26 protein-coding genes are annotated in these 26,712 nt (G+C 73.9%); 13 read left to right on the plus strand and 13 right to left on the minus strand.

Annotated features, from left to right (window positions below; genetic code table 11):
* Positions 1–182 precede the first annotated feature (182 nt).
* The 7 genes from ACFFXY_RS16315 (at position 183) to ACFFXY_RS16345 (ending at position 9,950) form a co-directional block, all read left to right on the plus strand.
* Positions 183–2,933, plus strand: a complete 2,751-nt coding sequence (locus ACFFXY_RS16315; RefSeq protein WP_382352660.1) for an AfsR/SARP family transcriptional regulator — start codon at positions 183–185, stop codon at positions 2,931–2,933.
* Positions 2,934–3,024: 91 nt separating this feature from the next.
* The gene (locus ACFFXY_RS16320) at positions 3,025–3,489 is read left to right on the plus strand and encodes a heme-degrading domain-containing protein (protein WP_382352663.1); all 465 of its coding nucleotides are present in this window, start codon (positions 3,025–3,027) and stop codon (positions 3,487–3,489) included.
* A 75-nt stretch (positions 3,490–3,564) separates the two neighbouring features.
* Positions 3,565–4,947 (plus strand): 3' terminal RNA ribose 2'-O-methyltransferase Hen1, encoded by a 1,383-nt coding sequence (locus ACFFXY_RS16325; protein ID WP_382352666.1) that lies wholly within the window; start codon positions 3,565–3,567, stop codon positions 4,945–4,947.
* A 22-nt stretch (positions 4,948–4,969) separates the two neighbouring features.
* The gene (locus ACFFXY_RS16330; protein ID WP_382352669.1) at positions 4,970–7,507 is read left to right on the plus strand and encodes a polynucleotide kinase-phosphatase; all 2,538 of its coding nucleotides are present in this window, start codon (positions 4,970–4,972) and stop codon (positions 7,505–7,507) included.
* Positions 7,504–8,322 carry a nucleotidyltransferase domain-containing protein gene (locus ACFFXY_RS16335; protein ID WP_382352672.1) on the plus strand — a complete coding sequence of 273 codons (819 nt, stop codon included), beginning with the start codon at positions 7,504–7,506 and terminating at the stop codon, positions 8,320–8,322. Before ACFFXY_RS16330 ends, ACFFXY_RS16335 begins: the two co-directional genes overlap by 4 nt.
* 11 nt (positions 8,323–8,333) lie before the next feature.
* Positions 8,334–8,993, plus strand: a complete 660-nt coding sequence (locus ACFFXY_RS16340) for an alpha-ketoglutarate-dependent dioxygenase AlkB family protein (protein ID WP_382352675.1) — start codon at positions 8,334–8,336, stop codon at positions 8,991–8,993.
* Between the two features lie 54 nt (positions 8,994–9,047).
* Entirely contained in the window at positions 9,048–9,950 is a 903-nt protein-coding gene (locus tag ACFFXY_RS16345) for an EamA family transporter (protein WP_382352678.1), read from the plus strand.
* Between the two features lie 15 nt (positions 9,951–9,965).
* Here ACFFXY_RS16345 and ACFFXY_RS16350 read toward each other — a convergent pair whose 3' ends face one another.
* The 4 genes from ACFFXY_RS16350 to ACFFXY_RS16365 form a co-directional block, all read right to left on the minus strand.
* Complete coding sequence (locus tag ACFFXY_RS16350; RefSeq protein ID WP_382352681.1) at positions 9,966–10,352, minus strand: phage holin family protein; 387 nt, start codon at positions 10,350–10,352, stop codon at positions 9,966–9,968.
* Between the two features lie 13 nt (positions 10,353–10,365).
* Positions 10,366–10,653, minus strand: a complete 288-nt coding sequence (locus ACFFXY_RS16355; RefSeq protein WP_382352684.1) for an SHOCT domain-containing protein — start codon at positions 10,651–10,653, stop codon at positions 10,366–10,368.
* 11 nt (positions 10,654–10,664) lie between these two features.
* The gene (locus ACFFXY_RS16360) at positions 10,665–11,069 is read right to left on the minus strand and encodes a DUF6325 family protein (protein ID WP_382352687.1); all 405 of its coding nucleotides are present in this window, start codon (positions 11,067–11,069) and stop codon (positions 10,665–10,667) included.
* Positions 11,070–11,201: 132 nt separating this feature from the next.
* Positions 11,202–11,654 (minus strand): DUF4383 domain-containing protein, encoded by a 453-nt coding sequence (locus ACFFXY_RS16365; protein WP_382352690.1) that lies wholly within the window; start codon positions 11,652–11,654, stop codon positions 11,202–11,204.
* A gap of 218 nt (positions 11,655–11,872) precedes the next feature.
* Here ACFFXY_RS16365 and ACFFXY_RS16370 point away from each other — a divergent pair, with 218 nt between their 5' ends.
* Positions 11,873–12,715, plus strand: a complete 843-nt coding sequence (locus ACFFXY_RS16370; RefSeq protein WP_382352693.1) for a hypothetical protein — start codon at positions 11,873–11,875, stop codon at positions 12,713–12,715.
* A gap of 10 nt (positions 12,716–12,725) precedes the next feature.
* Complete coding sequence (locus ACFFXY_RS16375; protein WP_382352695.1) at positions 12,726–12,974, plus strand: hypothetical protein; 249 nt, start codon at positions 12,726–12,728, stop codon at positions 12,972–12,974.
* A gap of 25 nt (positions 12,975–12,999) precedes the next feature.
* On the opposite strand, the gene ACFFXY_RS16380 is transcribed toward ACFFXY_RS16375, so the two are convergent.
* The 4 genes from ACFFXY_RS16380 to ACFFXY_RS16395 are packed head-to-tail and all read right to left on the minus strand — an operon-like array spanning position 13,000 to position 17,801.
* Positions 13,000–13,842 (minus strand): carbohydrate ABC transporter permease, encoded by an 843-nt coding sequence (locus tag ACFFXY_RS16380; protein WP_382352698.1) that lies wholly within the window; start codon positions 13,840–13,842, stop codon positions 13,000–13,002.
* Positions 13,839–14,810: a carbohydrate ABC transporter permease gene (locus ACFFXY_RS16385; protein ID WP_382352701.1), complete on the minus strand. Its 972-nt coding sequence runs from the start codon at positions 14,808–14,810 to the stop codon at positions 13,839–13,841. Before ACFFXY_RS16385 ends, ACFFXY_RS16380 begins: the two co-directional genes overlap by 4 nt.
* Positions 14,811–14,812: 2 nt before the next feature.
* Positions 14,813–16,135, minus strand: coding sequence for an ABC transporter substrate-binding protein (locus ACFFXY_RS16390; protein WP_382352704.1), 1,323 nt, complete (start codon positions 16,133–16,135; stop codon positions 14,813–14,815).
* A 46-nt stretch (positions 16,136–16,181) separates the two neighbouring features.
* Entirely contained in the window at positions 16,182–17,801 is a 1,620-nt protein-coding gene (locus ACFFXY_RS16395) for an FAD-dependent oxidoreductase (protein ID WP_382352707.1), read from the minus strand.
* A 56-nt stretch (positions 17,802–17,857) separates the two neighbouring features.
* Here ACFFXY_RS16395 and ACFFXY_RS16400 point away from each other — a divergent pair, with 56 nt between their 5' ends.
* Positions 17,858–18,721 (plus strand): AraC family transcriptional regulator, encoded by an 864-nt coding sequence (locus ACFFXY_RS16400; RefSeq protein ID WP_382352710.1) that lies wholly within the window; start codon positions 17,858–17,860, stop codon positions 18,719–18,721.
* On the opposite strand, the gene ACFFXY_RS16405 is transcribed toward ACFFXY_RS16400, so the two are convergent.
* The 3 genes from ACFFXY_RS16405 to ACFFXY_RS16415 form a co-directional block, all read right to left on the minus strand.
* Positions 18,696–19,898 carry an MFS transporter gene (locus ACFFXY_RS16405; RefSeq protein ID WP_382352713.1) on the minus strand — a complete coding sequence of 401 codons (1,203 nt, stop codon included), beginning with the start codon at positions 19,896–19,898 and terminating at the stop codon, positions 18,696–18,698. The two genes, ACFFXY_RS16400 and ACFFXY_RS16405, sit on opposite strands and share 26 nt — an antisense overlap.
* 5 nt (positions 19,899–19,903) lie before the next feature.
* Positions 19,904–20,986 (minus strand): glycosyltransferase family protein, encoded by a 1,083-nt coding sequence (locus ACFFXY_RS16410; protein ID WP_382352716.1) that lies wholly within the window; start codon positions 20,984–20,986, stop codon positions 19,904–19,906.
* Positions 20,987–21,234: 248 nt separating this feature from the next.
* A complete protein-coding gene (locus ACFFXY_RS16415; protein ID WP_382352718.1) occupies positions 21,235–22,017 on the minus strand; it encodes an IclR family transcriptional regulator in 783 nt (260 codons plus the stop codon).
* Positions 22,018–22,168: 151 nt separating this feature from the next.
* On the opposite strand from ACFFXY_RS16415, the gene ACFFXY_RS16420 reads away from it, so the two are divergent.
* Together ACFFXY_RS16420 and ACFFXY_RS16425 are read left to right on the plus strand one after the other, a co-directional pair.
* On the plus strand, positions 22,169–23,167 hold the full coding sequence (locus ACFFXY_RS16420) for an AraC family transcriptional regulator (protein WP_382352721.1): 999 nt from the start codon (positions 22,169–22,171) through the stop codon (positions 23,165–23,167).
* Positions 23,168–23,263: 96 nt separating this feature from the next.
* Positions 23,264–23,698, plus strand: a complete 435-nt coding sequence (locus ACFFXY_RS16425) for an RbsD/FucU family protein (RefSeq protein WP_382352724.1) — start codon at positions 23,264–23,266, stop codon at positions 23,696–23,698.
* 37 nt (positions 23,699–23,735) lie between these two features.
* Here ACFFXY_RS16425 and ACFFXY_RS16430 read toward each other — a convergent pair whose 3' ends face one another.
* Both ACFFXY_RS16430 and ACFFXY_RS16435 read right to left on the minus strand, forming a co-directional pair.
* Complete coding sequence (locus tag ACFFXY_RS16430; protein ID WP_382352727.1) at positions 23,736–24,488, minus strand: alpha/beta hydrolase family protein; 753 nt, start codon at positions 24,486–24,488, stop codon at positions 23,736–23,738.
* An 11-nt stretch (positions 24,489–24,499) separates the two neighbouring features.
* Positions 24,500–25,354, minus strand: coding sequence for a helix-turn-helix domain-containing protein (locus ACFFXY_RS16435; protein ID WP_382352730.1), 855 nt, complete (start codon positions 25,352–25,354; stop codon positions 24,500–24,502).
* An 88-nt stretch (positions 25,355–25,442) separates the two neighbouring features.
* Between ACFFXY_RS16435 and ACFFXY_RS16440 the strand changes: the two genes are divergently transcribed.
* Positions 25,443–26,663 carry a Gfo/Idh/MocA family protein gene (locus tag ACFFXY_RS16440; RefSeq protein ID WP_382352733.1) on the plus strand — a complete coding sequence of 407 codons (1,221 nt, stop codon included), beginning with the start codon at positions 25,443–25,445 and terminating at the stop codon, positions 26,661–26,663.
* The last annotated feature ends 49 nt before the right edge of the window (positions 26,664–26,712 follow it).

Consider the following 26,712-nt stretch of genomic DNA (forward strand, 5'->3'; position numbering starts at 1 on the left):
GGAGCCGGGCGACGCCGCGTCGACGCGCCCGCCCGGCGCGGATATAGTGGCCGCTGCCCCTTTCGGACTCGACGCCGACACCGGAGCCGAGTGCGGGGAGCCGCCGCGGCCGCCGGGCGCGCGGCGAGGACACGCCCCCGCGCGGACCGGACGGGGGCTCGATTCCTTTGAGGCTGTGCCGTATGCGCTTCTCGGTACTCGGTCCGCTCCGGGTCGAGACCGGCGGGCGGACGGTCCCCCTCGGCGGCCCGCGCCAGCGCGCCGTCCTCGCGGCGCTCCTGACCGCCCCGGACGAGCCCGTCAGCCGCGCCCGGATCATGGACCTCGTCTGGGACGACCCGACCCCGTCCGCGGGGGTGAACCTCCGCGGCTACGTCTCCAAACTCCGTGCGGCCCTGCACGATCCGGCCGACCCCGAGCCGCGGATCGTGTGGGACCAGGGCCTGCGGCTGCGGGTCGCGCCCGGCGAGCTCGACGTCTGGGAGTTCGACCTGCACGCCGCGGCGGCGCAGCGGGCGCGGGACGAGGGGCGGCTGGCCGACGCGGCCGAGGCGTACCGGGCCGCGCTCGCGCTCGTGCGCGCCGAACCCTTCCAGGACGTCGAGGGCAGCAGCAGGTTCGAGGAAGTGCGCACCCCGCTGCGCGAGCGGCGCGACCTCGCGTTCGAGCGGTACGTCGCCGCCGGACTCGACCTCGGACGCCACGCCGATCTCGTCGGCGAGCTGCGGACATGGCATGCGCGCCAGCCGCTCTGGGAGCACCTCGCCGCGCAGCTCATGCTCGCGCTGTTCCGCTCCGGCAGGCGCAGCGAGGCCCTCGCGGTCTTCCAGGAGACCAGCGAGACCCTTATGGACGAACTCGGCACGGGACCCGACAGGGAGCTGCGGCTCATGCACCGGCGCATCCTCGCCGACGACCCCGGGCTCCAGCCCGCCGCCCGCGCGCGGCTCGCTCCGGTCCCCCGGCAGCTCCCCGCCGCGTCCGCGCACTTCACCGGGCGCGCAACGGAACTGGACGCACTCGACGGACTGCTCGCCGACGGCGGCGAGGCCGTCGCCGTCCTGTCCGGGCCCGGCGGGATCGGCAAGACCGCCCTCGCGCTCCACTGGGCCCACCGCGTCGCCGCGAAGTTCCCCGACGGCCAGATCCACCTCGACCTGCGCGGCTTCGACCCCGCCGCGGCGCCCATGGACCCCGGCGAGGCCCTGCACGCCGTCCTCGACGCGCTCGGCGTCCCCGCCGGGCACCTCCCCGAGGGCGCCGACGCTCGGTCCGCGCTCCTGCGCAGCACCCTCGCCGACAAGCGCGTCCTCATGGTGCTCGACAACGCCCGCGACGCCGCCCAGGTGCGCCCGCTCCTGCCCGGCACCGCCGGGGGTCTCGTCCTCGTCACCAGCCGCGACCGCCTCTCCGCGCTCACCGCCGCCGGCGCCAGGCCGCTGCGCCTGGCCGTCCTCGGCACCGCCGACGCCGAGCGGTTCATGCGCCGGCGACTGCGCGACCGGCGGGCCGCCGCTGAGCCCGAGGCCCTCGGCCAGATCATCGCCTCGTGCGCCGGACTGCCGCTCGCGCTCGCCGTCGCCGCCGCGCGGGCCGTCAACGACCCGGCGTTTCCCCTTGCGGCCCTTGCGGAGGAGCTGCGGCCCGCGGAGCGGCGACTCGACGCGCTCGCCGACCCGGACGGGAGCACCGACCTGCGCACGGTGTTCGCCTGCTCCTACCGCGACCTCACTCCGGCCGCGGCGCGGCTGTTCCGGCTCCTCAGCGTCCACCCCGGACCGACATTCGCGCTCGCCGGGGCCGCGGCCGTCGCCGCCGCCCCGGCCCGCGAGACCCGGCTCCTGCTCACCGAGCTGACCCGCGCGAACCTCCTCAACGAGTCCGGCCCCGGCCGCTTCGGCTTCCACGACCTCACCCGGGCCTACGCCGCCGAACTCGCCTCGGCCGAGCGCCGTGGCGCGGTGCGCAGGCTCCTCGACGAGTGCCTGCACACCGCGCACGCCGCGAACCTCCTCCTCGACCCCCACCGCGACCCGCTCGACCTCGTCCCGGCCCTCGACGGGACCGCCCCCGCCGCGTTCGCGGACGCCGCCGAGGCCATGGCCTGGTTCCACACCGAGAGCGCGGTCCTCACGGCCGCGGTCGGCCTCGCCGCCGAGCACGGCTACGACCGGCACTGCTGGCAGCTCGCGTGGACCCTCCGCGACTACCTCGACCGCGGTCGCCGCCACGAGCAGGCCGCCGTCTTCGGCGTCGCGATCGAGGCCGCCCGCAGGCTCGGCGACGTCCGCGCCCAGGTCAAGACCGGCCGCCTGCTCGCCGAGGCCCTGAGCTGCCTCGACCGCGGCGACGAGGCCGCCGCGATCCTCGACCGGACGCAGGCGCTGTGCCGCGAGCGCGGCGACCTCCTGGAGCAGGGGCACACCTGGTACGTGCACGCCCGGCTGCTGCACCGGCAGGGCCGGTTCGCCGAGGCCGTCGGCAGCGACCTGCGGGCGCTGGACCTGTACCACCGTGTCGGACACCAGGTCGGCAAGGCCAACGCGCTCAACGCGATCGGCTGGAACCACACGCTCGCGGGCGACCACGCCCAGGCGATCGGGTACTGCGAGGAGGCGCTGGCCCTCATGCGCACCACCGGCGACCGCCACGGCCAGGCCGCGACCCTCGACAGCCTCGGCCACGCGCTCCGCGGGCTCGGGCGGCACGACGAGGCCGTCGCGCACTTCCATGCGTCCCTTGACCTCTACCGCGACCTCGGCAACCGCCACGAGGAGGCCTCCACGGTCCTCAAGCTCGCCGACGCCCACGCCGAGCACGGCGACCGCGCCGCGGCCCGCCGCACCTGGGAGCGGGGCCTGGCGATCCTCGACGAGCTGCACCACCCCGACGCGCAGGCCGTGCGGGCGAAGCTCGCGGCCTTCGACGGCTAGGACGCTTCCGGGGGCCGAGGCGACGCTCCGGCGGCTACGCTCCTGGAGGACGGCGCCCCGGCCGGGGGCCGCGGAGCACCGGGGAGCGTTCATGGCCGATCTGATCACCGCGCTGGAGCAGCAGGAGCGGGACCTCGTCTTCGACCGGTTCGACCACGACGACGCGTGGGCGCTCGGCTCGCGCATCACCGCGATCGCGCGGGACGCCGGGCACGGCGTGGGCGTCGACGTCAGGCGCCCCGGCCTGATCCTGTTCCGCGCGGCCCTGCCCGGCAGCGGGCCGGACCAGGAGTCGTGGATCGCGCGCAAGTCGGCGGTCGTGCTCCGCATGGAGGCGAGCAGCGCGCTGGTCAACGAGCGGCTCAAGGCGAAGGGCGTGGACCCGGGCGCGACGGGGTGGCTCGACCCGGCCGTGTACGCGGTCACCGGCGGTTCCTTCCCGGTCCGGGTGCGCGGCGTCGGCGTCGTCGCGGCCGTCACCGCCTCGGGCCTGTCCTCGATGGACGACCACGAGCTGGTGGTCTCCGGCATCAGGGCGTTCCTGGACACGGCGTGAGACCCGCCGCGCCGGGCCCGCGGGCCTCGGGAAACCAGGTCGCTGCGGGTGCGGACCGGGTGGCATGATCGGCAGGTGCTGCTGACGATCACCACCACCGCGAGGCCCGCGACCGACCTGGGTCGCCTGCTGCGCAAGCACCCCGACCGGGTCCAGTCGTTCGAGCAGACCTTCGGGACCGCGTGGGTGTGCTATCCGGAGGCGGGCGAGGACCGGTGCACGGCGGCGCTCCTGCTGGAGGTCGACGCCGCGCGCCTGGCGCGCTCGCACGCGCGCTCCTCCGGCGGGGACTCCCTGAGCCGGTATGTGAACGACCGGCCCTACGCGGCCTCCTCGCTCCTGGCCGTGGCCCTCGGGAAGGTCTTCTCCACCGCCCGGACCGGCGTCAGCGAGGACCGGCCGGAGCTGGCCGCCGCGGCGCTGCCCCTGGAGATCGGGCTGCCCGCCGTCCCGTGCACGGGCGGGCCGCAGCTGGTGCGGGACCTGTTCGCGCCCTTGGGGTGGGAGGTCCGGGCCGAGGCGGTGCCGCTGCCGGGCTTCGACGCCGACTCGCGGTACGTGGACGTGCGCCTGCGCGGCGAGGTGCGGCTCTCCGATGCGCTGAGCCAGCTGTACGTGCTGCTGCCGGTGCTCGACGACGCGAAGCACTACTGGGTCGACATCGGCGAGGTCGACAAACTCGTGCGCTCCGGCGGCGAGTGGCTCGCCGCCCACCCGCTGCGCGGCCTCATCGCCGCCCGCTATCTGGCGCACCGGAAGTCGTACGAGCGGGCCGCGTTCGACCGGCTCGCCGAACTCGCCGAGACCGCCGGGCCCGAAGCGGACCTCGCGGAGGACGCCGAGACGGCCGAGCAGTCGCTCCCGCTGCACCGCATCAGGATCGGCGCCGTCGTAGACGCGCTCGCCGCGTCCGGCGCGGCCTCGGTGCTCGACCTCGGGTGCGGTTCGGGCAAACTCATCGCCGCGCTCCTGGACGACCCGCGGTTCACGCGGATCACCGGCGCCGACGTCTCGTCCCGCGCGATCGGCATGGCCGAGCGGGCGCTGCGGACCGACCGGATGAGCGAGCGGCGCCGCTCGCGCCTCACGCTCGTCCAGGGCTCGGTCGTCTACCGCGACAAGCGGTTCGCCGACTACGACGCGGCGGTCCTCATGGAGGTCGTCGAGCACCTCGACCCCGGGCGGCTGCCCGCGATGGAGCGGGTCGTGTTCGGCGAGGCCCGGCCGCGCACCGTCGTCGTGACGACCCCGAACGCCGAGTTCAACGCCCGCTACGGCATGGGCGGGCACGAGATGCGCCACGCCGACCACCGCTTCGAGTGGGACCGGGCCGAGTTCGCCGCGTGGGCGGGCGCGGTCGCCGACCGCTACGGCTACCGGGTCCGGATCGAGGGGGTCGGCACCGTCGACCCCGAGGCCGGGACCCCGACCCAGATGGGGGTGTTCGACCGTGCCTGATCCGACCGTGACTGATGCGACCATGCCTGCCGCGCAGGCGATCAGCGTCCCCGAACTGTCCCTCGTGGTCCTCATCGGCGTCTCCGGCTCCGGGAAGTCGACGTTCGCGGCGACGCACTTCAAGCCCACGCAGGTGATCTCCTCGGACTACTGCCGGGGGCTCGTCGCCGACGACGAGACCGCGCAGGCGGCGACGGGCGAGGCGTTCAAGCTGCTCCACCACATCGTGGGGACGCGGCTGCGGCTCGGGCTGCTCACCGTCGTGGACGCCACGAACGTGCAGGAGCGCGCCCGCGCCGAGCTGGTCGATCTCGCGCGGTCGCACCACGTCCTCGTGGACGCGGTCGTCCTCGACGTCGAGCCGTCGGTGGCCGCGGCGCGCAACCGGTCCCGGCCGGACCGGGACTTCGGCGAGTCCGTCGTGCGCCGCCACCACCGCGACCTCAAGCGCAGCCTCAAGCACCTGAAGAAGGAGGGCTTCCGGCGCGTCCACCACCTCGACGGGGCCGAGGCCGTCGCCGCCGCGCGGGTCGTGACCGAGAAGTCCTGGAACGACCGCAAGGAGGAGACCGGCCCGTTCGACCTCATCGGCGACGTGCACGGCTGCCGCGCCGAACTCGAAGCGCTGCTCGCGGAACTGGGCTGGGCGATCGAGCGCGACGACCGGGGCCGCGCCGTGAACGCCGCGCACCCGCAGGGCCGCAAGGCGGTGTTCGTGGGCGACCTGGTCGACCGCGGGCCCGACACGCCGGGCGTGCTGCGCCTGGTCATGGGCATGGCCGCGGCCGGGACGGCGCTGTGCGTGCAGGGCAACCACGAGCACAAGCTCGTGCGGGCCCTCAACGGCCGCAAGGTCACCGTCGCGCACGGCCTGGCCGAATCGCTGGAGCAGCTCGGCGCCGAGGACGCGGCGTTCCGCGAGGAGGCCCGGTCCTTCATGGACGGGCTGCGGGCGCACCTCCTGCTCGACGGCGGGAACCTCGTCGTCGCGCACGCGGGCCTCAAGGAGGAGTTCCACGGCCGCGCCTCGGGCGCGGTGCGCTCGTTCGCGCTGTACGGCGACACCACCGGCGAGACCGACGAGTTCGGGCTGCCGGTGCGCCTGCCGTGGGCCGAGGAGTACCGCGGCGCGGCCGCGGTCGTCTACGGCCACACCCCGACCGTCGATCCCCAGTGGATCAACAACACGATCTGCCTCGACACCGGCGCCTGCTTCGGCGGGAGGCTCACCGCGCTGCGCTACCCGGAGCGGGAGCTCGTCGCGGTCGAGGCCGAGCGCGAGTGGTACGAGCCGGCCCGCCCGCTCGTCCCCGCCGCGGCCGAGCGGGACGCGGCGACCCTCGACATCACCGACGTCACCGGGGACCGGCACCTGGAGACCGGGCTCGTCGGCACGGTGAAGGTGCGGGCCGAGAACGCGGCGGCGGCGCTGGAGGTCATGAGCCGCTTCGCGGACGACCCGCGGCGCCTGGTCTACCTGCCGCCGACCATAGCCCCCGTCGACGCCTCCGATATGGACGGCTACCTGGAGCACCCGGCGCAGGCGTTCGCGCAGTACCGCGGGCGCGCCGAGCGGGTGGTGTGCGAGGAGAAGCACATGGGCTCGCGGGCCGTCGCGCTCGTGTGCCGCGACGAGGCGACCGCGGGGCGCCGCTTCGGACTCGACGCGGCGCCGTGGGGCGCGCTCCTGACGCGGACCGGCCGCGCGTTCTTCCAGGACGAGGCGCTCACCGGCGACCTGCTCGGCCGCGTCGCCGACGCCGCCGCGGCCGCGGGCCTGTGGGACCGCCTCGACACCGACTGGATGCTCCTCGACTGCGAGCTGCTCCCCTGGTCGGCGAAGGCCCGCGACCTCATCGAGGACCAGTTCGCGGGCGTCGCCGCCGCGGGCCTCGCCGCGCTCCCGGCCGCCTCGGCGATCCTGGACGCCGCCGCGGCGCGGGGCCTCGACGTGGCCGCGATCGCCGCGCGGACCGCCTCGCGCCGCGCCAACATGGAGGCGTTCGCGGCGGCGTACCAGCGGTACTGCTGGCCGACCGAGGGACTCGACGGCGTGCGGCTCGCGCCGTTCCAGGTCCTCGCGACCGAGGGCCGCAACCTCGCCGACCACCGGCACGACTGGCACCTGGAGGTCCTCGACGCGCTCAACGCCGCCGACGCCTCGGGGCTGCTGCTGGAGACGCGGCGGCGCTTCGTCGCGCTCGGCACGCCCGACGAGGACGAGGCGACCCGCTGGTGGCTCGACCTGTGCGCCTCCGGCGGCGAGGGCATGGTGGTCAAGCCGGTCCTGGAGGACCGCCCGAAACTGCAACCGGGCCTGAAGGTCCGCGGCCGGGAGTACCTGCGGATCATCTACGGCGCCGACTACACCGACCCCGAGCGCCTCGCCGACCTGCGCCGACGCCGCTTGCAGCACAAGCGGTCCCAGGCGCTGCGGGAGTACGCCCTCGGCGTCGAGGCCCTCGACCTCGTGGCGAAGAACGCTCCACTGTGGCAGATCCACCAGTACGTGTTCGCGATCCTGGCCCTCGAATCCGAGCCGGTGGACCCGCGGCTGTGAACGGAGACGACGTGAACGAGCACGGCACGGACGAAGACGGCGCGACCGCCCGCGCCAACGAGATCCTGCGGACCGAGGCGGGCTCGGGCGTCCACGGGCTCGCCATCGCGGGCGTGAGCGACCACGACGAGGCGGGCGTCTTCATCGAGCCCGCCGAACACGTCCTCGGCCTGGCCGGGCCCCTCGACCACCACACGTGGCGCGACCGCCCCGAGGGCCACCGGTCCCAGGCCGGGGACCGCGAATGCACCCTGTACTCGCTGCGCAAGTTCCTGCGCCTCGCCATCGCGGGCAACCCGAACCTGCTGCTGCTCCTCCACGCGCCCGAGGCGTCCGTGTACCACTCGACGCCCCTGGGCGACGAGCTGCGAGCCCTCGGCCCGGCGTTCCTCTCCCGGCACGCCGCCCGCCGCTGCATCGGCTACCTCGACGGCCAGGTCGCCATGCTCCTGGGCCGCGGCCGCCAGAAGGACATGCCCAAGCGCCCCGAACTCGTCGCCGCCCACGGCTACGACACCAAGTTCGCCTCCCACGCCCTCCGCCTCGGCCTCCAGGGCCTGGAGATGACCGAGCACGCCCGCCTCACCCTCCCCATGCCCGCCGGGCAGCGCGAACGCGTCCTCGCCGTCAAGTCCGGCAAGGTCCCCGGCCTCGACACCGTCCTCGCCGAGATCACCGCCGTCCGCGACCGCATCGAGACCCTCCTCGACACCGGCCGGACCCCCCTCCCCGCCGAGCCCGACACGGACCGCGTCTCGGCCTGGTCGGTGCGGGCCCATCTCCGGCACTGGGACGCCGCCGCGCCCGCGGCCTAGACTTCGATGCCGTGAGCGACGAGTTGTTCCCCAGGACCCGCACCGAGGTCGCGCCCGGCGCGGTGCTGGTGCCGGACTGGCTCGACGCCGGCCGCCAGCGGGACCTCGTCGCCGCTTGCCGCGAGTGGGCCCGCGGCCCGGCGGGCATGCGCGAGGTCCGCACGCCCGGCGGCGGCACGATGAGCGCCAAGCAGGTGTGCCTGGGCTGGCACTGGCGCCCGTACGCGTACTCGCGGACCACCGACGACGGCGCCCCAGTCAAGGCGTTCCCGCCCGAGCTCGGCGACCTCGCCCACCGCGCGCTCGACGCCGCGTACGGGGCCGCGCCGCACCCGGACTACGACATGGCGCTGGTCAACTTCTACGACGCGAACGCGCACATGGGCATGCATCAGGACCGCGAGGAGCGCTCGGACGCGCCGGTGGTCTCGCTGAGCCTCGGCGACACGTGCGTCTTCCGGTTCGGGAACACCGAGACGCGCACGCGGCCGTACACGGACCTGGAGCTGCGCAGCGGCGACCTGTTCGTGTTCGGCGGGCCCTCGCGCCTCGCGTTCCACGGCGTGCCGCGCGTCCTCGCGGGCACCGCCCCGGCCGGGCTCGGCCTGACCGGGCGGCTCAACCTGACACTCCGCGCGAGCGGCCTCGGCGGTGCCGCCGGGGGCCGGTGAAGGTCACGTCCTATTGCGTTTGCCGCGGGGGGCGGGCGCGGTCATGATGGACCGATGCCCGTCCGCCATGTACTGCTCGCCATGGCCGTCGCCGTGATGTGGGGCCTCAACTTCATCGCGATCGACGCCTCGCTCCAGCACTTCCCGCCGATGTTCCTCGTCGCGCTCCGCTTCGCGCTCATCGCGATCCCCACGATCCTGCTGGTCAAACGCCCCGACGTGCCGCTGCGCTGGCTGATCGGGTACGGCCTGGGCTTCGGCACGCTCCAGTTCCTGTTCCTGTACTGGGGCATGGCCGCCGGGATGCCCACCGGCCTGGCGTCGCTGGTCCTCCAGGCGTCGGGGCCGTTCACGATGCTCCTGGGCGCGACGTTCCTGCGCGAGCGCGTCTCCGGGCCCCAGCTCGTCGGCATCCTCGTCGCGGTCGGCGGCCTCGCCGTCGTCGGCTGGCAGCGCGCCGAGCACGCCAGCGTGATCCCGTTCCTGCTGACCCTGGCCGGGGCCCTGGGCTGGGCGATCGGCAACATCTCCAACCGGCAGGCGCGGGCCGCGAACCCGCTGCACCTGACGCTCTGGATGTCGGTGGTCCCGCCCCTGCCGATGCTCGCGCTCGCGCTGGTCTGGGAGGGGCCGTCGCGGATCGCGTCGTCCCTCACCGACTTCGGCGACCCGGGCGCGCTGGGGGCCGTGCTCGGCCTGCTGTACACGGTGCTCGTCGGCACGATCCTCGGCTCGGGCCTGTGGACCTGGCTCATGTCCCGCCACCCGGCGGGCGTGGTCGCGCCGTTCTCGATGCTCGTGCCGGTCACGGGCATGACCGCGGCCTGGCTCATCCTCGGCGAGACCGTCACGCTCCCCGAGGCGCTCGGCGGCGTCCTGGTCGTGGGCGGCGTCCTCCTGGGCAGCATCAGGACTCGAAAGCCCGCGCTTCCCCTCCCCGAGCCCGCTCCCGCTTAGACCGCGGCCCCCGGCTCAGGACTTCGGGGGCGCGCGGTCGGGGACGGCGAGGCCGACGATCCAGGAGACGACGGCGACGAGGATGGCGCCCCAGAAGGCGGGCCAGAAGCCGTCGATGGCGAAGGGGAGGCCGAGCCGTCCCGCGATCCACTCGGTGAGGAGGAAGAGGAGGGCGTTGACGACGAGGGCGGCGAGGCCGAGGGTCACCCAGTAGACGCAGCCTCCGGCGCGGCGGAAGAGCGGTTTGAGGGTGGCGTTGACGAGGCCGAAGACGAGGGCGACGCCGATGAGGGTGAGCGTGTTGCGCAGCGGGCCCGAGGCGTCCACATGGATGCCGCCGATGACGAGCGCGGCCAGCGCGAGGGCGGCCGCGGTGATGAGCGTGCGGATGAGGAAGCGCATGGCGGCCTCCGGTTCAGGCCAGGAGCTTGGCTTTGGCGGCGGCGAACTCGGCGTCGTCGAGGACGCCGCTGGCGTGGAGCTGGCCGAGGCGGTCGAGCTGCGCGAGCATGTCGTCCCCGCCTCCGGACGGGGCCGGAGCGGGCGCGGTCTGCTGCCGGTACGCCTGGGCGTCGGCCTGGGTCTGGGCGCGGCCCGCGGCGGCGCGCTCCATGGAGCGGTTGACGGCGCCGGCGGTCCCGGCGATGACGGCGGTGCGCGCCATCGTGCCGAGCAGGCCGGGGCGTCCGATACGTCGTGGCATGGCGTGGCTCCTCAGGTCGCGGCGAGTGCGGTCAGGGCGGCGGCGGGGACGCGTTCCCAGTCGACCAGGCGCCCTCCTCTGCTCTGGACGGACGCGGCGAGCGCGCCGGCCCAGGTGTGCTCGAAGACGAGCATGCCGATCGCGGTGCCGGGCTGAAGCTCCTCGGCGACGGCTTCGGCGTCCTCGGCCGCCAGCAGCCCGGCGGGTTCGCCGACGAGGGCAGCGAGGCGCTCGTCGGCGCCGGCGGCCTCGGCCCATTCGACCGAGCCGTCGCCGCCGCGGCTGACCAGCAGCGCGTCGAGGACGGTGATCGTCCCGGCCTCGACGAGCGTTTCGAGTTCGGCGAGGATGCCGCCGTCGAACCGTCCTCCGGAGAACTCGACGAGGACGAGGTCCACCGGTCCCTTGCCTTCCATGTGCGCCTCCCCGGACCGGCCGCGGTCGGGTCGGGTCCTGGCTGGACGCTACCCCGCCGCCCGCCCCCGGACGCCGGTTTCGGGCGAACGCCCGGAGGGGGCGCGGGGTCGGCGGGGCGGAGGCGGTCTCGATCAGGCGGTCGCGCGCCGCTGCTGGCGCGAGAACGCGAGGCCGAGGGCGAGCATGCCGACGGCCAGGCCGAGGTGGAGCCAGTTGTCGGCGTCGTTGACGGGGACGAAGTTCGCGGTGGAGTCGAGGTCGATGAGCAGGCCGTACAGCCACAGGACGAAGTAGATCGCCCCGCCGGTGACGAGGTAGGTGACCGCGGCTCCGGCGGTGCGGACCATGAGGAACCCGACGACGCCGAACAGCACGTGCACCAGGTTGTGCAGGACCGACACCTCGAAGATCCCGAGGAGCGCCGCGCCCGAGTGGTGTCCGGCGAACGTGAGGTCGTCGAGGCCGGTGGTGATGCCGGGGACGAACCCGAGCACCCCGACGAGCGCGAAGACGGAGGCGATCAGCATCGTCACGGTCTGGACCGGTGCGCGACCGGTGCGGGCCTGGGCATATGAGGAGGACATGAGAGGCTCCCTTGTCGTAGTGCGAGTCGATACACGGGGTATTCGTCGCCGCCCGCGCCCCGGATGGGTCGGGTCCGGGGGTTTCCCGGTGCCGGATGGCGGCCCTGTTGCGGCGGAACGCATCCGGTCGTCCGTTTGCTGGGGTTCCCGTGCGCTATGGTGAGTTTGCTTCGTATTCGAGGCGGCGGACTCCAGGAAGAGGACGAGCGCGGTGCTGCATGGGTAGTTCGAGTTCCAAGCCGAGCGGGAACGCCGGCGGCAAGGCGGCGGGCACGATCGTCAACCGGGTCCTCAAGTGGCCCGGCGCATTCCGCAAAGCGGTGAGCCGCAAGAAGAAGCCGGGCGACACGGGGACGGCCCCCGGGCCCGCGCCGAAGACGGACGTCCCGACGCCGGACGCGCCCAAGGGCTGGACGCACCCCAAGCACCCCGACGTGAAGCTGAGCCCCGAGGACAACGCGGCCGTGGACCGGTTCCTGGAGCGCTCGCGCGACGCCGAGTCCCGGATCACTCCGAAGATGGACGAGATCGCCGAACGCAACGGCTCCGAGCTCATCGGCCGCGACCACCGGCTCAAGACCGAGGACTCCCTCAAAGAGAAGATCGCGAGGATCCAGCGGCGCAACCCGGACGCGACGGCAGACGAGGCCATCAAGGAGATCAACGACTCCGTCAGGTACACGATGGGGCACTCCGAGGGCAGGTACACCGAGGGCGTCAAGGACGCGCAGCAGAGCCTCAAGGACGCCGGCTTCGAGCCCGACCCGAAGCAGTACAAGTACAAGTGGAACCAGGACGGCAAGTACCAGGGCATCAACACGACCTGGAGGGACCCCGAGACCGGCACCCAGTTCGAGGTCCAGCACCACACCGGGAAGAGCTTCTGGGCCAAGGACGAGGGCACCCACGATCTGTACGATCAGATGAAGGTCCTGGACGACGGGGACCCGCGGAAGGCGGCCCTCGACGCGGAGCAGAAGAAGATCTTCAACGAGGTGCCGCATCCGAACAACGTGCAGGACCTCAAGACGTTCGATGGGAGTTTCGGTGGAGGATCTTAGGTACTACGTGATGGTCAATCACCGCTGGCCCAGGTCCAACCCCGCCGGATTCCTGCGCCGCTACCGCGACGGCGCCGCGTCCCGGAGCGAGGAGTACGACTTCTTCAAGTCCGCCTGGGAGCGCACCACGTTCTTCCTCGACTACGACCGCGGCCACATCGACTACGACTACGAGGAGGTGCCCGCCGCCGAGGCCGAGGCCCTCATCGAGGAGAAGCGCCGTCGGAAGGCCGAGCGGGACCGCCGGCAGGGCGCGTAGCGGACCGCCCGGCCCACCTGCGGCGTCACTTGACCGCGCCCGCGGTGAGGCCCGCGATGACGTGGCGCTGGAGGGCGAGGAACAGGACGACCGGGACGAGCATGACGAGGGTTGCTCCGGTGACCGCGCCGGTGACGTTGAAGCCGAACTGGGACTTGAACCCGGCGAGGGCGAGCTGCACGTTCTGGTTCTCCTGCGACACGAGCAGGAGGTTGGCGAAGAAGAACTCGTTCCAGATGTTCACGAACGCCACCACCGAGACCGTGGCGAGGGCGGGCCTCGTCAGCGGCAGGACCACGCGGAACATCGTCGTGAAGTAGCCCGCGCCGTCCATCATGGCCGCCTCTTCGAGTTCGGGCGGCGTCGAGACGAGGAAGGCGCGCAGGACCACGAACGTGAACGGGAACTGAAGGGCCGCATAGAAGACGACCATGCCGATCCGCGAGTCGAACAGGCCCAGCTCGCGCACCACGAAGAACACCGGGGTGGCGAGGCCGACCAGCGGGAGCGCCAGCGCCAGCGAGAACAGCGCGACGACGGCGTTGCGGCCCGCGAAGGCGTAGCGGGCCAGCGGGTAGGCGGCGAGGTAGGCGGCGGTGAGCGCGCCGAGGGTGCCGAAGACGGCGTAGATCAGCGTGTTGAGGACGTAGCGGTGCAGGTGGATCTGGGTGAAGACGTCGGTGAAGCCCTGGAGGGTGAACGGGTCGGGCCACAGGCCCTCACCGGTGAAGATCTGGTTGCCGGTCTTGAAGCTCGACAGCATGACCCAGGCGGTGGGCGCGAGCGCCAGGAGGGCGACGGCGGCGAGGAAGGCGTAGACCAGGGTCCAGGTCCACAGTGGTCGGCGGGTGGCGGTGGCGGCGGTCATGTGCGCTCTCCGATGCGGAAGACGCGGCGGACCGAGACGATCAGGACCAGGCCGATCGCGATGATGACGGTGCCGACGGCGTTGGCGTAGCCCCATTCGCCGGTGAGGTAGGCGCGGTAGGCGTAGAGGGCGAGGGTGGCGGTGGCGTCGTCGGGGCCGCCCGCGGTGAGGATGAAGACGAGGTCGAACATGCCGATGTCGACCAGGAGCCGCAGGAGGATCGCGGTGCCGATGACGTTGCGCAGCAGCGGGAGCGTGATGCGGGTGAGCTGCTGCCAGGTGGTGGCGCCGTCGACGGTGGCGGCCTCGTAGACCTCGGCCGGGATGGCGGTGATCTCGGCCATGACGAGGACGACGGTGAAGCCGATGACGAGCACGAAGGTGCCCGCGACGGCCCACCGGGCGGTGGCGCTGTCGAAGAGCCAGTCGCGGTCCGAGCGCGCGCCGAGCGCGGCGAGCGCGTTGTTCAGCAGCCCGGAGCGGGGGTTGTAGAACATGGAGAAGATGACGGCGTAGGCGGCGCCGGAGATCACGAACGGGATGAAGACGACGGTGCGGATCGCCTTCCAGCCGGGGGGCCGGAGCGCGAGGAGCATGCCGACGGCGACCCCGAGCGGGACCTGGACGAGGACGGACGCGGCGGCGTAGAACACGGTGTTGCCGAGGGCTTTGAAGAAGACGGGGTCGCCGAGGAGCCGCCGGTAGTTGTCGAGGCCGGTCCAGTCGAGGTGGAGGCCGCTCCAGTCGGCGAAGGCCGTGGCGGTCATGACCGCGAACGGCGCCAGGAAGAACGTGCCGAACAGGGCGAGGCCGGGCAGGAGCGAGAGGGCGACGGCGCGGCGCATGCCGCGCGGGATGCCGCCCGCGCGGCGGGGTCTCCGCCGCGGCGCGGCCCCGCGCTCGGGCGGGGCCGGGCCGCCGGGTTCGGCGCCGAGGAGGAGGGGCCGGGGGATCGTGGGCGTGCTCATCGTCAGCCGCCGAGCCCGGTCGCGGCGGCGTCGTCGGCGAGGCGCTGGAGGAACTCGCCGGTGTCCATGTCGCCTTCGACGTAGGCGGGCCACAGGTTCTTCCAGGCGGCGCTGAACCCGGCCGGGCCGTGGACGCGGGCGTGCGGGTAGGTGAAGGCGAGGCCGTCGGCCTGCGCGACGAGGCCGGTGGCGAGGGGTTCGAGGCCCGCGGCGTCGGCGGCGGCGGGGTCGACCTCGACGGGCGGGTTGGCGCCGGTGGCGGCGGCCTGCGCGAGGACCTCGTCCTGTGAGGACACGAAGCGGGCGAAGGCGTGGACGGCTTCGAGCTCGCGGTCCTCAACCGCGCCGGAGACCCAGCCCGCGCCGGAGACGACGATCGCGCCGCGTTCGCCCGCGGCCCAGCCGGGTGCGGGCGCGTAGCCCGTGGCGTCGTAGAGGCCGGGCGGGGCCGCGTCGGTCTTGAGGTTGGTGGCGACGAACCAGGGGCCGTTGGCGACCATCGCGGCGTCCTCGGTGAGGTAGGCGGCGGCCGCGTTCTGGAAGTCCCCGGAGAAGGCGTCGGCGTTGACGTAGCCCGCCTCGTGCCAGGAGCGCAGGCGCTCGGTGGCGGCGACGACGGCGTCGTCGCTCCCCCAGTCGCCGTCCTCGATCCCCTCGTCGAGGAACGCGGCGCCGCCGGGGTGGGTGCCGATGAGGTGGACCCACATGAGCATCGTGGACCAGTCGCCGTCCATGGCGATCGCGGTCTTGCCCTCGCTCTTGAGTTCGGCTGCCAGGGACTCGAACTCGTCCCAGGTGGCGGGGAACTCGTCGTACCCGGCGGCGGCGAGGAGGTCGGCGTTGTAGTAGATCCCGATGGCGTCGCGCTGCTGCGGGATCGCCCAGACCTCGCCGTCGTCCCCGGTGAGGGCGTCGAAGGCGTGGTCCTGGAACGTGCCGGCCCAGTCGGGGTCGGCGTCGAGGGCGGGCGCGAAGTCGTGGAGCCTGCCGGTCTCCTGGAGGGCCTTGATCTCGCCGGAGTTGAGCTGGAACAGGTCGGGGAGGTCGTCGGCGAGGGCGAGCCGCTGGTAGTACTGGAGGCGGTCCTCGCTCGACCCGGCGTTGGCGTTCTCGATCGTCTCGATGCGGTACCGGCCGGCGAACTCCTCGTTGAACCGCTGCGCCGCTTCGTAGTTGTACTGGAGGAACGGGTCGGTGGGACTCTCCTGGCAGGTGCCGCAGGTGATGACCACCTCCCCGGTGTCGCTCTCGCCGCCGCAGGCCGCGGCGGACGCCAGCAGGAGTGCCGCGGCGGCCGCGGCGGCGGTCGTGCTCGTCTTGGACATGGTGCCGTCTCCTTCGATGGGCAGGTGGGGGTCGGGGGTGGCGCGGTCAGTAGCCCGCGACGCGCGGCCAGTGGCGCTCGACGCCCGCGTCGTCGAGTTCGCGCTGGAAGTCGGCCAGGAGCGCCTCGTCGGCGCGGACCTGGCGGGGGGTGGCGCCGCGGTCGGCGCAGAAGGCGACGAGGTGCCCGACGACCTCGCCGATGTTCCACTCCACCAGCGGCATCCGGTAGGCGCCGTTGGTGATGTGGGTGGTGCCGATGTTCTTCGCGGCGGGCAGGAGGTTCTCGACGCGCTCGGGCAGCAGGGCGCCGAGCGGCAGCTCGAACGGGCAGCAGCCGATGTCGATGTACGGGTCGCCGCCGGTGGAGGGGTGGAGGTCGATGCGGTACATGCCGATGCCGACGCTGTCGGGGTGGGCGAGCGCGCCCGCGTCCCCGCGCACGTCGAGGGAGAGCTCCTGCTCGACGACGGTGTGCTCGGCGCGGATGCGGCGCGACTCGCGGATGTACGCGGCCTTGGCGAGGCCGTCCTCGGTGTCGCCCAGCAGGTCGCCGCGCAGGCGCAGGCCGGGCCAGCCGGTGCCGCCGTCGGGCCGCGGGGCCTCGGTCTGGAGCCAGTACAGGAAGGAGCGGCTGAGTTCGCGGGCGGCGGCCAGGTGCGCGTCGGCCTCGGGGTGGTCGAACACGGGGCCGCCCCAGTAGTCCATCTGCGGCCAGTTCACGAGCGTGACGTCGCTGGGGTAGGCGCCGGGGAGGAAGTTCCCGCGGGCGGCGATGCGCCGGAACGTCCACAGGTTCCGGTCCATCGAGCCGACGCGCTGGTCGGCGTAGTCGGGGCGCAGGTCGGCGGGGTCGCCGTCGGGGTTGGGCAGGAACATGTGCTGCACGGGGCGGCGGGTCTTGGGGTGCGGGGCGGTGAGGGAGAGCTGGCCTTCGGGCCAGTCCACGGCCCCGGCGGACTTGAACTTCTCGTAGGCGTCGGGCCGGTCGACGACGTGGTCCTCGCCGGGCCGGTGGTCGAGCGCGAAGCACACGGAGACCGGCTGCATGTTGAGCGGGTCGGCGGCCGCGGGGGCGTGCGGCTCGCCGGTGTCGGCCTGGGACTCGGCGCCGGTGACGTACTCGACGCCCGCGAGCGGGAGGAGGTCGCCGGTCTCGGTCGCGTCGACCACCCACGGGGCGGCGATGACGCGGCGGGTCCCGGTGCGCTTGTCCTGCAAGGTGACCGAGGTGATGCGGTCGCCGTCGGCCTCCGCGTCGACGGGCGCGTGCTCCATGAGGACGCGCAGGCGGCCGGAGGCCCGCAGCGGGGCGATCATCGCTTCGAGGACGGCGAGGGTCACGCGCGGCTCGTGGCACAGGTCGGAGACCTTCGCGCCGCCGGGGTTGAAGGCGCGGCGGGCCCGCGCGGCGTCGGTCAGCGGGTAGTGGCGCCGGTAGTACTCGCGCACGGCCTCGCGGTAGGCCCGGTAGGTCGCGGTGCAGCCGAACCGCTCGATCCAGACGTGCTCGTCCGGGGGGACCGCCTGCGTGGTGAGGACCCCGCCGATCCAGTCGGTGGGCTCGGTGAGGGTGACGCGGAGGCCGCGGCGGGCGGCGGCCACGGCCGCCGTGAGCCCGCCGACGCCGCCGCCGACGACGAGCAGGTGTGTCTCAGGTTCGCTCATGTGATCCATGACATCAGGATTCATCCTGTATTTACATGGCTGTAATATGCTGGTCTGTGTCTGAGATTGATGACGGCTTCCGGTCCGGGTTCGATGCGCAGTCGCGGCGGCTGCGCATGACCGACGCGACCGCCCGCCAGCTCGTGCAGCCCGCCGGGTCGCGGATCGGCCCCCGACTCCAGCAGGAGGTGCAGCTCATGCTGGTCCACGCCGGGTCGATGACCGTGCGCATCGACGGCGGCGCGCCCCGCACCGTCCCCGCCGGGCAGATCTGCCTGCTCCTGCCCGGCCACACCGAGCAGATCCGCTTCGACCCCGGCGAGGACACCCGCGAGACCCTCGTCCGCGGCCGCATGGAGGGCGCCACCGACCGGATGCGCGCCTGGCTGACCTCCCTGCGGCCCACCAGGACCCTCTCGTCGGCGCTGACGTACCTGGCGCGCGAGGCCGTCGTCACCGAGCAGACCCGGCTCACCGCCGACGGGGCCCTGGTCGACGCGCTCGCCACGGCCCTGCTGTGGCGGTTCATCGCCGAGTTCCGGAACCTCCCGGCGGCCCTGCCGCGGCCCATCGAGGACGCCCGCATGTTCATCCACCGCCACCTCGGCGAGCCGATCGCGCTCGCCGACATCGCGGCCGCCGCCGCGGTCACCCCCGGCCACCTCGTGCGGATGTTCAACGCCCACATGGACACCACCCCCGTCAGGTACCTGTGGGACCGCCGCATCTCACTCGGCGTCGAACTGCTCACCTCCACCGGGCTCCCGGTCGGCTCGATCGCCGTGCGCTGCGGCTTCAAGACGAGCTTCCACTTCGCCCGCAAGATCAAGGACGCCACCGGGCTGTCCCCCACCGAGCTGCGCACCTCCACCGCGCGCACCGCGCCGGAGGCGCTCACCGCCGCAGACCGGACAGGCTGAGGACCGCCACGCCCGCGACGACCGCGCCCGCCCCGCCCATCGCCACGTGCGGCCCGGCCGCCGTGGCCGCCCAGCCGCCGAGCACGCCGCCCAGCGGGTAGCCGACCCCGTAGGCGGCCATCCGCGCGGCCGTGTTCACCCGCGACCGCAGCCGGTCCGGGGTGCTGAGCTGGCGCCACACGACCGCCGCGAGCACCACCGCGAGGTAGCCCAGGCCCCACACCGCGCTCGCGGCCACCGCCGCCGGGACGCCGACCGCGAACGCGCAGCCGACCGCGCCCGCCGCGGCGATCCACATGGCGCCGAACGCGACCGGCCGCCGCCCCGTGCGGCGCGCCAGCGCGAGCACCGCGACGGTGGCCGCGAGCCCGCCGACGGCCCACGCGGTGAACAGCAGCCCGGCGACCGCGCCGTCCCCGCCCGCGCCGAGCCGCTCGGCGGCCCACGGCACGGCCTGGGACACGAACACCCCCTGGCTGACCGCGACCGCGACGCCGAGGGCGATGGTGGAGCGGACCGGCCGGTGCGCGAGCAGCCAGCGCGCGCCGTCGGCGATGTCGCGGTACAGGCCCGAGGACCGCTCGGGCCGGGCCGCGCCGGGCAGGCCCGCCGCGGCGTAGCAGGCGAGGGCCAGGGCCGAGGCGCCCGCGCCTGCGGCGATCGCGTACGGGGCGGGGAGCAGGGCGAGCGCGGCGCCGACCAGGCCGGGCCCGATCATCTCGACGACGGTGCTCGTCGCGAACAGCAGGGCCGTGGTCTCGGCGAGGCGGCCGGGGGGCGCGAGGGCGGGGACGAGGCCGAAGTTCGCGGCGTCGGCGAACACGAACGCGGTGCGCGCCACGGCGACCGCGGCGACGACCAGGAGCGGGGGGACGGGGCCGAGGAGGGCCGCGGCGGGGATCGCGGCGAGCGCGAGCGCGGTGGCGAGCTCGGCGGCGCGCAGGAGCGCGGCCCGGTCGCAGCGGTCGGCGACGGCGCCCGCGACCGGGCCGAGGACCAGGTACGGCAGGCCCTGGACGGCGACGAGCGCGGACACCCACAGCGGGGAGCCGGTCTGCCGGTAGAGGAGGACGGGGGTGGCGACCAGGGCCGCGGAGGCGGCGGCGAGGGAGAGGACCCTGCCGTACCAGTACCTCCGCAGCGCCCGGTCGCGCAGGAGCCGGAACCGGTCCGACACCGGGCTCAGACGCCCGGGGCAGGGTTGACAGGGGCAGGGTCGAGCGGCACGCCGAGGCCCGGGTTGACCGCATCCTTGGGGTGGACGAGGCCGAGGCTGCGTCCGATCTGGAGGACCCGCTCGGAGAACTCCAGGTTCGCCTCGCGGGCCTGGTCGAGCGCTTCGGGGGCCGGGCGGGCGTGCTCGACGGCGATGAGCCAGTCGGCCTGGCTCGCGTACGAGATCGGCCACCGGAAGCCGTGGAAGCGGGTCGAGTTCGGCTCCACGGCGACGGCGCCGCGGCCGAGCAGGAGCGCCCAGTACAGGGCGTGGTAGGAGTTGGAGACGACGACCCGGGCGGAGGCGAGGCGCGCGAGCGTCCCGCGCAGGTCCTCGGTGTTGTTGGTGAGGTGCTCGAAGTCGTGCCCGGCGGCGCGGGCCTGCGCGGTGTCGATGCCGCGCTCGTAGTGGTTGAGGACGACGAAGTCGTGCTCGGGTTCGATGCCGCGCAGCTCGTCGAAGACCGGGAGCATGGCGCTGGCGCAGGGGACCCACGGCAGGCCCGCGTCCCAGTCGCGGACGCCGACGGCGTCGGCGCGGGCGAGCCACTCGGGCCACAGCCGGGTGACGCCGTCCTTGAGGACGCGCCTGCGCCAGCCGGAGGTCGGGTCGCGGTGGACGCCGGCCTGGAAGTTGTGGCCGATGCCCCACAGCGCCACGGCCGCGGGGCGCTGCTCGAAGACGGACTCCACGCAGGACTCGAAGCGGCCGGGGCCGACGAGTCCGCTCCCGCCGACGACGACGAGCTTGCCCTGGAGCGGGGAGTGGCGGCCCAGGCGCTGGAGGGACGCGGCCTCGTAGAGGCTGATCGTCCCGCCGAGGCGCTGGACCCATTGGACGGTGCGCCCGGCGGCGGACCAGTGGTCGCCGACGTTGCGCATGGAGTTGCTCTCGCAGACCGCGACGATGTTCACGCGGTCGAGCAGTTCGGCGAGTTCGCGGTGGCTCCGTTCGGGAGCGGGTGCGGTGGCGGGGGGCGCCGCGCGTCCTGCGGTGCCCCGGTGGGTGTCGGTCGCGTCGGTTCCGTTCGCGCTGAGCGTGGTCTGCACGGTGCGCTTCCCTTCTCGTGGCTGGCGCGGCCCGGGTCCCCTGCGGGACGCCGTTGTCGGAACCTTCACGGTCTCGGGGACCTCGGGCCTGGGTTCGAGCGTATGGGCCCGGCGGGTGCGCCCGCTGTCCACTGAGAGCCGATGTGGGGGCCGTATCCTGCATCAACACAATGGAATCGGTGCGTTGAACGAGCGGTAACAACGAGGCTGCCAGCAGGGGAATCATCGATACACATAGTCCACTATGTCTATTCAATCTCGGGAATGAGGATCGGCACGAGCTCGGCCGCGGCCAGGCGCAGGCGCCGGTCCACGCCGCGCCGCCGGGCCTCGGGCAGGCCGATCGGCACCGCGGCGGCCAGCGCGAGGCCGTCGGAGGCGCGGGCGCCGGTCCGCACGATCACGCCGGAGCAGGCGACGTCCTCGCGGCACTCGCCCGACTCGGTGAAGACGCCGGTCAGGGCCCCGCGGCGCAGCTCGGCCTCCAGGGCGTCGGCGTCGCGGACGGTGCGGGCGGTGAACGGGCGCAGCCCGTGGTCTTTGAGCAGGCGGCGGCGCTGGTGCGCGGGCAGCCCCGCGAGGAGGGCCCGGCCCATCGCGGTGGCGTGCAGGGCTTCGGGGAGGTCGGCGGCGAGGTCGTCGAGCCGCGGGGCGCCGGGGGCCGCGGCGTGCGCGGCGACGGCGAGGCGGTCGTCGCGCAGCGACGCGAGGGACACGGCGGCGCCGGTCGCGGCGGCGAGGCGTTCGAGGACCGGCCGGACCCGGTCGAGCCGCGGGACCGCGGCGGGAGCGGGGTCCACGGCCTCGGGCCGGAAGTAGTGGCGGCCGTCCTCGCCGCGCCAGGCCCACTGGCGGTCGATGACGGTGCGCAGGTGGTGGTAGACGGTCTTGAGGGGGATGCCGGTCCGGCGCGCGAGCTGCTTCGCCGTGAGCCCCTGCGGGTTGCGGCTGAGCTGCTCGACGATGCGCAGCACCCGGTCGGGGCTGCGGAGTGCGGGGGGACCGCCGGTCGGGGCGGGGAGTGGCGCCACGGCTGCTCCAAAGAGGATCGCTGGTCGCGTCGGCGCTGGCGCGTTCGCTGACGGCGGTTCCTCCCCCGTGCCGTGGAACCGTTCTCACTATCTTGGATTCGCGGACCGCGCGGCGATTGCCCTCGGCCGCGGGGTCACCGATAGTTAAGCGATGGGCACTGATTCTACGCAGCCCCTGCCGCTCGCGGGCCACCGCGTGTTCCGCACCGGCGACCTTGAGGCCGCCCGCGCCGGGGCGTCCCGGGCGCTGTTCCCGCACCGCTTGCGCCGCAAGCAGGGCGGCTTCGACGCGGTGCTGCACTCGGCGCGGGTCGGGGCGGTGCGCGTCAGCGTCCTCGCGTACGGGGCCGGCGTCGAGCTGACGGCGGAGGCGAACGACGGGTACCTGGTGGCGCACCCGATCACCGGGCGCGCGGTGTTCCACTTCGGACCGGAGGCCGTCGCCGCGCGGCCCGGGACGGCCGCCGTCGCCTCCCCCGGGGAGGACCTGCGGATCGACTGGGAGCCGGGCTGCGCCATGGCGGTCGTCGGCGTGGACCGGGCGGCCCTGGACGCCGAGTTCGAGTCGTGGACGTCGGCGGCGCCCGACCCGCCGCTGCGCTTCGCCCACCGGGTCGAGGCCTGGGAGCGCCCGGCCGCGGGCTGGTGGGCCGCGATCGACAACCTGGTCGAGGACCTCGACTCCCCCGCGCCCCTGCTCCGGCACCCCGCCGCGGTGGCGGCGGCCGAGCGCGGCGTGCTCACCGGGATGCTTCTGGCCTTGCGCCACAACCACTCCGAGCGCCTGTGGGACGGCGGCGGCGCGCCGGGCCCGGACTGGATGCGCCACGCCGCCGACCTCCTCGAACGCCTCCCCCACCGCGACTGGACCGTCGCCGAGCTGGCCCGGAGGGCGAACACCAGCACCCGGGCGCTCCACGAGGGCTTCCGCAAGCGCCTCGGCACCACCCCGATGGCGTACCTGCGCCGCGTCCGCCTCCAGAGGGCCAACGACCGCCTCCACGCCGCCGACCCCGGCCGGGGCGCGACCGTCACCGCCATCGCGGTCCAGTTGGGCTTCACCAACCTCGGCCGCTTCGCCGCCGACTACCGCCGCCGCTTCGGCGAGCCGCCGTCCACCACGCTCCAGCGCCCCGCCGACCGGCGGTGAAAACCGACCACCGCCCGGTGAACGCGGCCCTTCCCTCCGCCGCGGCCGGGCCATAGCCTCGACATGCGCCTTCGCATCCGCTGAAGAAAGGACCGCATGCTCACCTACGGCCTCATCCATCCGCCGCTCCTCGCCGCGCTCGCCTCCGCCGGGCACGGTTCGCGGATTCTCCTCGCCGACGGGCACTTCCCGTGCTCGACGCACACCAACCCGGCGGCGGCCACGATCCACCTGAACCTGCGCCCCGGCCTCCTCGACGTCGACCAGGTCCTCGAAACCCTGCTCGACGCCGTCCCCGTGGAGCACGCGGCCGTCATGGCCTCGGACGGGCCGCACGTGCCCGCCCACGACGGCTACCGCGCCGCGCTCGGCGCGAACGTGCCGTTCGAGGCGGTGGAGCGCTTCGCGTTCTACGACCTCGCCCGGACCGCCGACACCGCGGTCGTCGTCGCGACCGGCGACCAGCGCCAGTACGCGAACCTCCTGCTCACGATCGGGGTCGCGGGCGTCACCCCGCGAAAGGAGCCCTGAGATCGCGGCGGCCCGCCCCGAGGCGGGCCGCCGCCGCTCAGACGCTGGCTGCGAGGAACGACGCGGTCAGCTCCACCAGGCGCTCGCGGGCCGGAACGGTCTCGAAGCCGTGGCCGACCGCGTCGAAGACGTGCAGGTCGAGCCGGTCGCCGTACAGGCCCCGGTACTGCGCCAGGAGGTCGCCCTGGAGCACGAAGTCCTCGGTGCCCACGGCCAAGAGCACGGGTCCGGGGTAGGCGGCGGCGTCGGCGAACGGGTCGATGCCCTTCGCGTCCTCCACGAACGCCTGGCGGACGGGCAGGCCGCCGAAGTCGTCGTACCCGTGCTCGGCGATGGCGTCGGCCCTGAGCTTCGCGGCGGCCCCGTCCATCGACACCGCGCCCGCCGCCGGGGCCCACAGCGCGAGCGAGCGGACCGGGAACCGGGCCGCCGCGAGCTGCGCGGTCAGCCCGCCGAGGCTCATGCCCATGAGCGACAGGCGCTCCGGGTCGACGCCGGGGTGGGCGGCCAGCGCGCCGAGCACGGCCTCGGCCTGGGCGACCTGATCGGAGACGGTGAGGTCGTCGAAGTCGCCGTCCGAGTCGCCGCACCCGGCGAAGTCGAACCGGTAGGCGGCGACGCCGCGCGCGGCCAGGCGCTCGGCGAGCCGCACGAACGTGTAGCCGAACTCGGCGCGGTTGCCGCCGAAGCCGTGGCAGAGCGCGACCGCGGGGGCCGCGGTGTCGGTGGCGGGGAGGTGGAGCGCGCCGCGGAGGGTGCGGCCGTCGTGGTCGATGTCGAGGTGTTCCATCTGGTGCGGACCTAACTTGGTTCGGGAGGGGACTTCATGGACGGCCGCCGGTGCTGGCGGCGGTAGACGGCGGGCGGGACGCCGCATTCGTTCTTGAACGCGGAGTAGAAGCGGCTGACCGAGGCGAAGCCCGAGTCCGACGCGACCGCGGCGATGGGCAGGTCGGTGGTGACGAGCAGGCGGCGTCCCTCGGCGAGGCGGCAGCGGGTGAGGTAGTCGATGACGGTGGTGCGCACGATCTTGCGGAAGTGGGTCATCGCGTAGTTGGGGTGCAGGCGCGCGGCGGCGGCGACGTCGGCGACGGTGAGCGGTTCGCGGAAGTGCTCGGCGAGGTGGCGCACCATCGCCACGACGTGGCGCAGGGCCGGATCGCCGCCCGCGTACTCCGGCGCGGGCTCCTGCGGCGCGTCGAGCGCGAGGCGGCGGACGCGGGCCTCGACTTCGAGCAGGAGGATGCGGCGGCGCTCGGGGTCCTCGCTCGCGAGGTCGGCGGCCCACTGCGTGAAGCTGGCGGGGTCGGACTCCCTCGCGGCCGAGGGCGGGGCGATGAGCGGCGTCCCGGAGAGGAGCCGCCCGACGAGCGCGGTCGGCAGCCCCCAGCCGAGGAACGTCGCGAACGGCACGTGCACCCAGTGGGCCCGGGTCGCGTCGTTCGCGACGAGCTGGTGCGGGACGGCGGCCCAGAACGCCGCGACCGACCCGGGGCCGACCTCGACGGTCTCGCCGCCGAAGAGGTAGAGCATGGCGCCGCCTTCGGCGACGAAGTTGATCTCCAGGTCGTCGTGCTGGTGGGCGGTGTCCATGAGGATCGGCCGCCCGGCCCAGCCCACCAGCGCGGGGGGCGCGATCTCGATCTGAGGATGCAAGAAACAGTCGCTCTTTTCAGTGAAGAATTCTCCGATCAGAACCTATACCGTGGTGCCGCAGCGGTCGGCACCGGCCGCGATCCGTCGCATGGCACAAGGAGCCGTCTTGTTCTCTCTCGGAATCGTCGGCGCGGGGCAGTTCTCCGGCGCGTTCGCGAAACTGTTCCACGCCCACCCCGGGGTCTCCCGCGTCACCGTCACCGACCTGGTCCCCGACCGCTCCGCGACCCTCGTCCGCGAGCTCGGCCTGGCGGGGGTGGAGCCGGACTTCGACGCGATGCTCGCCTCCGACGTGGACGCCGTCGCGATCTTCACGCAGCGGTGGACGCACGGGCCGCTGGTGGTGCGGGCCCTGCGCGCGGGCAAGCACGTGTACTCGTCGGTGCCGATGGCCTTCACGCCCGAGGAGATCGCCGCGATCATCGAGGCGGTCGAGGAGACCGGCCTGACCTACATGATGGGCGAGACCAGCCACTACCACCCGGTGACCGTGCTCGCGCGGCAGAAGGCCGCCGAGGGCGCGTTCGGGCGGCTGTTCTACGCCGAGGGCGACTACGTGCACGACATGGACCACGGGTTCTACGCCGCGTACCAGTACAGCGGCGGCGAGGACTGGAAGAAGACCGCCAGCTTCCCGCCCATGAAGTACCCGACCCACGCGATCGGCGGCGTGCTGGGCGCATGGAACACGCACGCGGTCAGCGTCAGCGCCATCGGAGTGCCGGACCAGCGCGGCGACGGCGTGTTCGACAAGTCCGTGAGCATGTTCGGCAACGACTTCTCCAACGCGTCCGCGCTGTTCGAGACCGCCGACGGCGGCAGCATGCGCACCAACGAGTTCCGACGCGTCGGCCTCGGCCACTGGATCCCCGAGTCCCGCTTCACCTTCTACGGCACGGAGGGCATCCTGGAGCAGGGCTCGCGCACCACCTTGTGGCACAAGCGGTCGAGCGAGCTGGACGACTGCACCGAGCTGGTGCGGCCGGGCTGGGCGACCGGCGCGGACGACCCGGTCCTCGCCAACGTCGACCCGGCCCTGCACGACTCGTTCATCTCGGGCCACGCCCCCGTCCACGACACCGCCGCGCTCCCCGCCGAGTTCAAGGGCCTCGGCAACGGCCACATGGGCAGCCACCAGCTCCTCGCGCACGACTTCGTGACCGCGGTGAACCAGGGGACCCTGCCGCCGGTCAACGCCTGGGTCGCCGCCCGGTACACCCTGCCGGGCCTGGTGGCCCACGAGTCCGCCCTCCGCGGCGGCGAGCGCCTCACGATCGACGACTTCGGCGACGCCCCCGGCGCGGCTTAGCCCGCTGCTCCAGGGCGCGGCGCTTCGAGGAGCGCTGCGCCCCGGGGCC

Origin of the sequence: Glycomyces mayteni, assembly GCF_042428885.1 — a bacterium.
GTDB classification, from domain to species: domain Bacteria; phylum Actinomycetota; class Actinomycetes; order Mycobacteriales; family Micromonosporaceae; genus Glycomyces; species Glycomyces mayteni.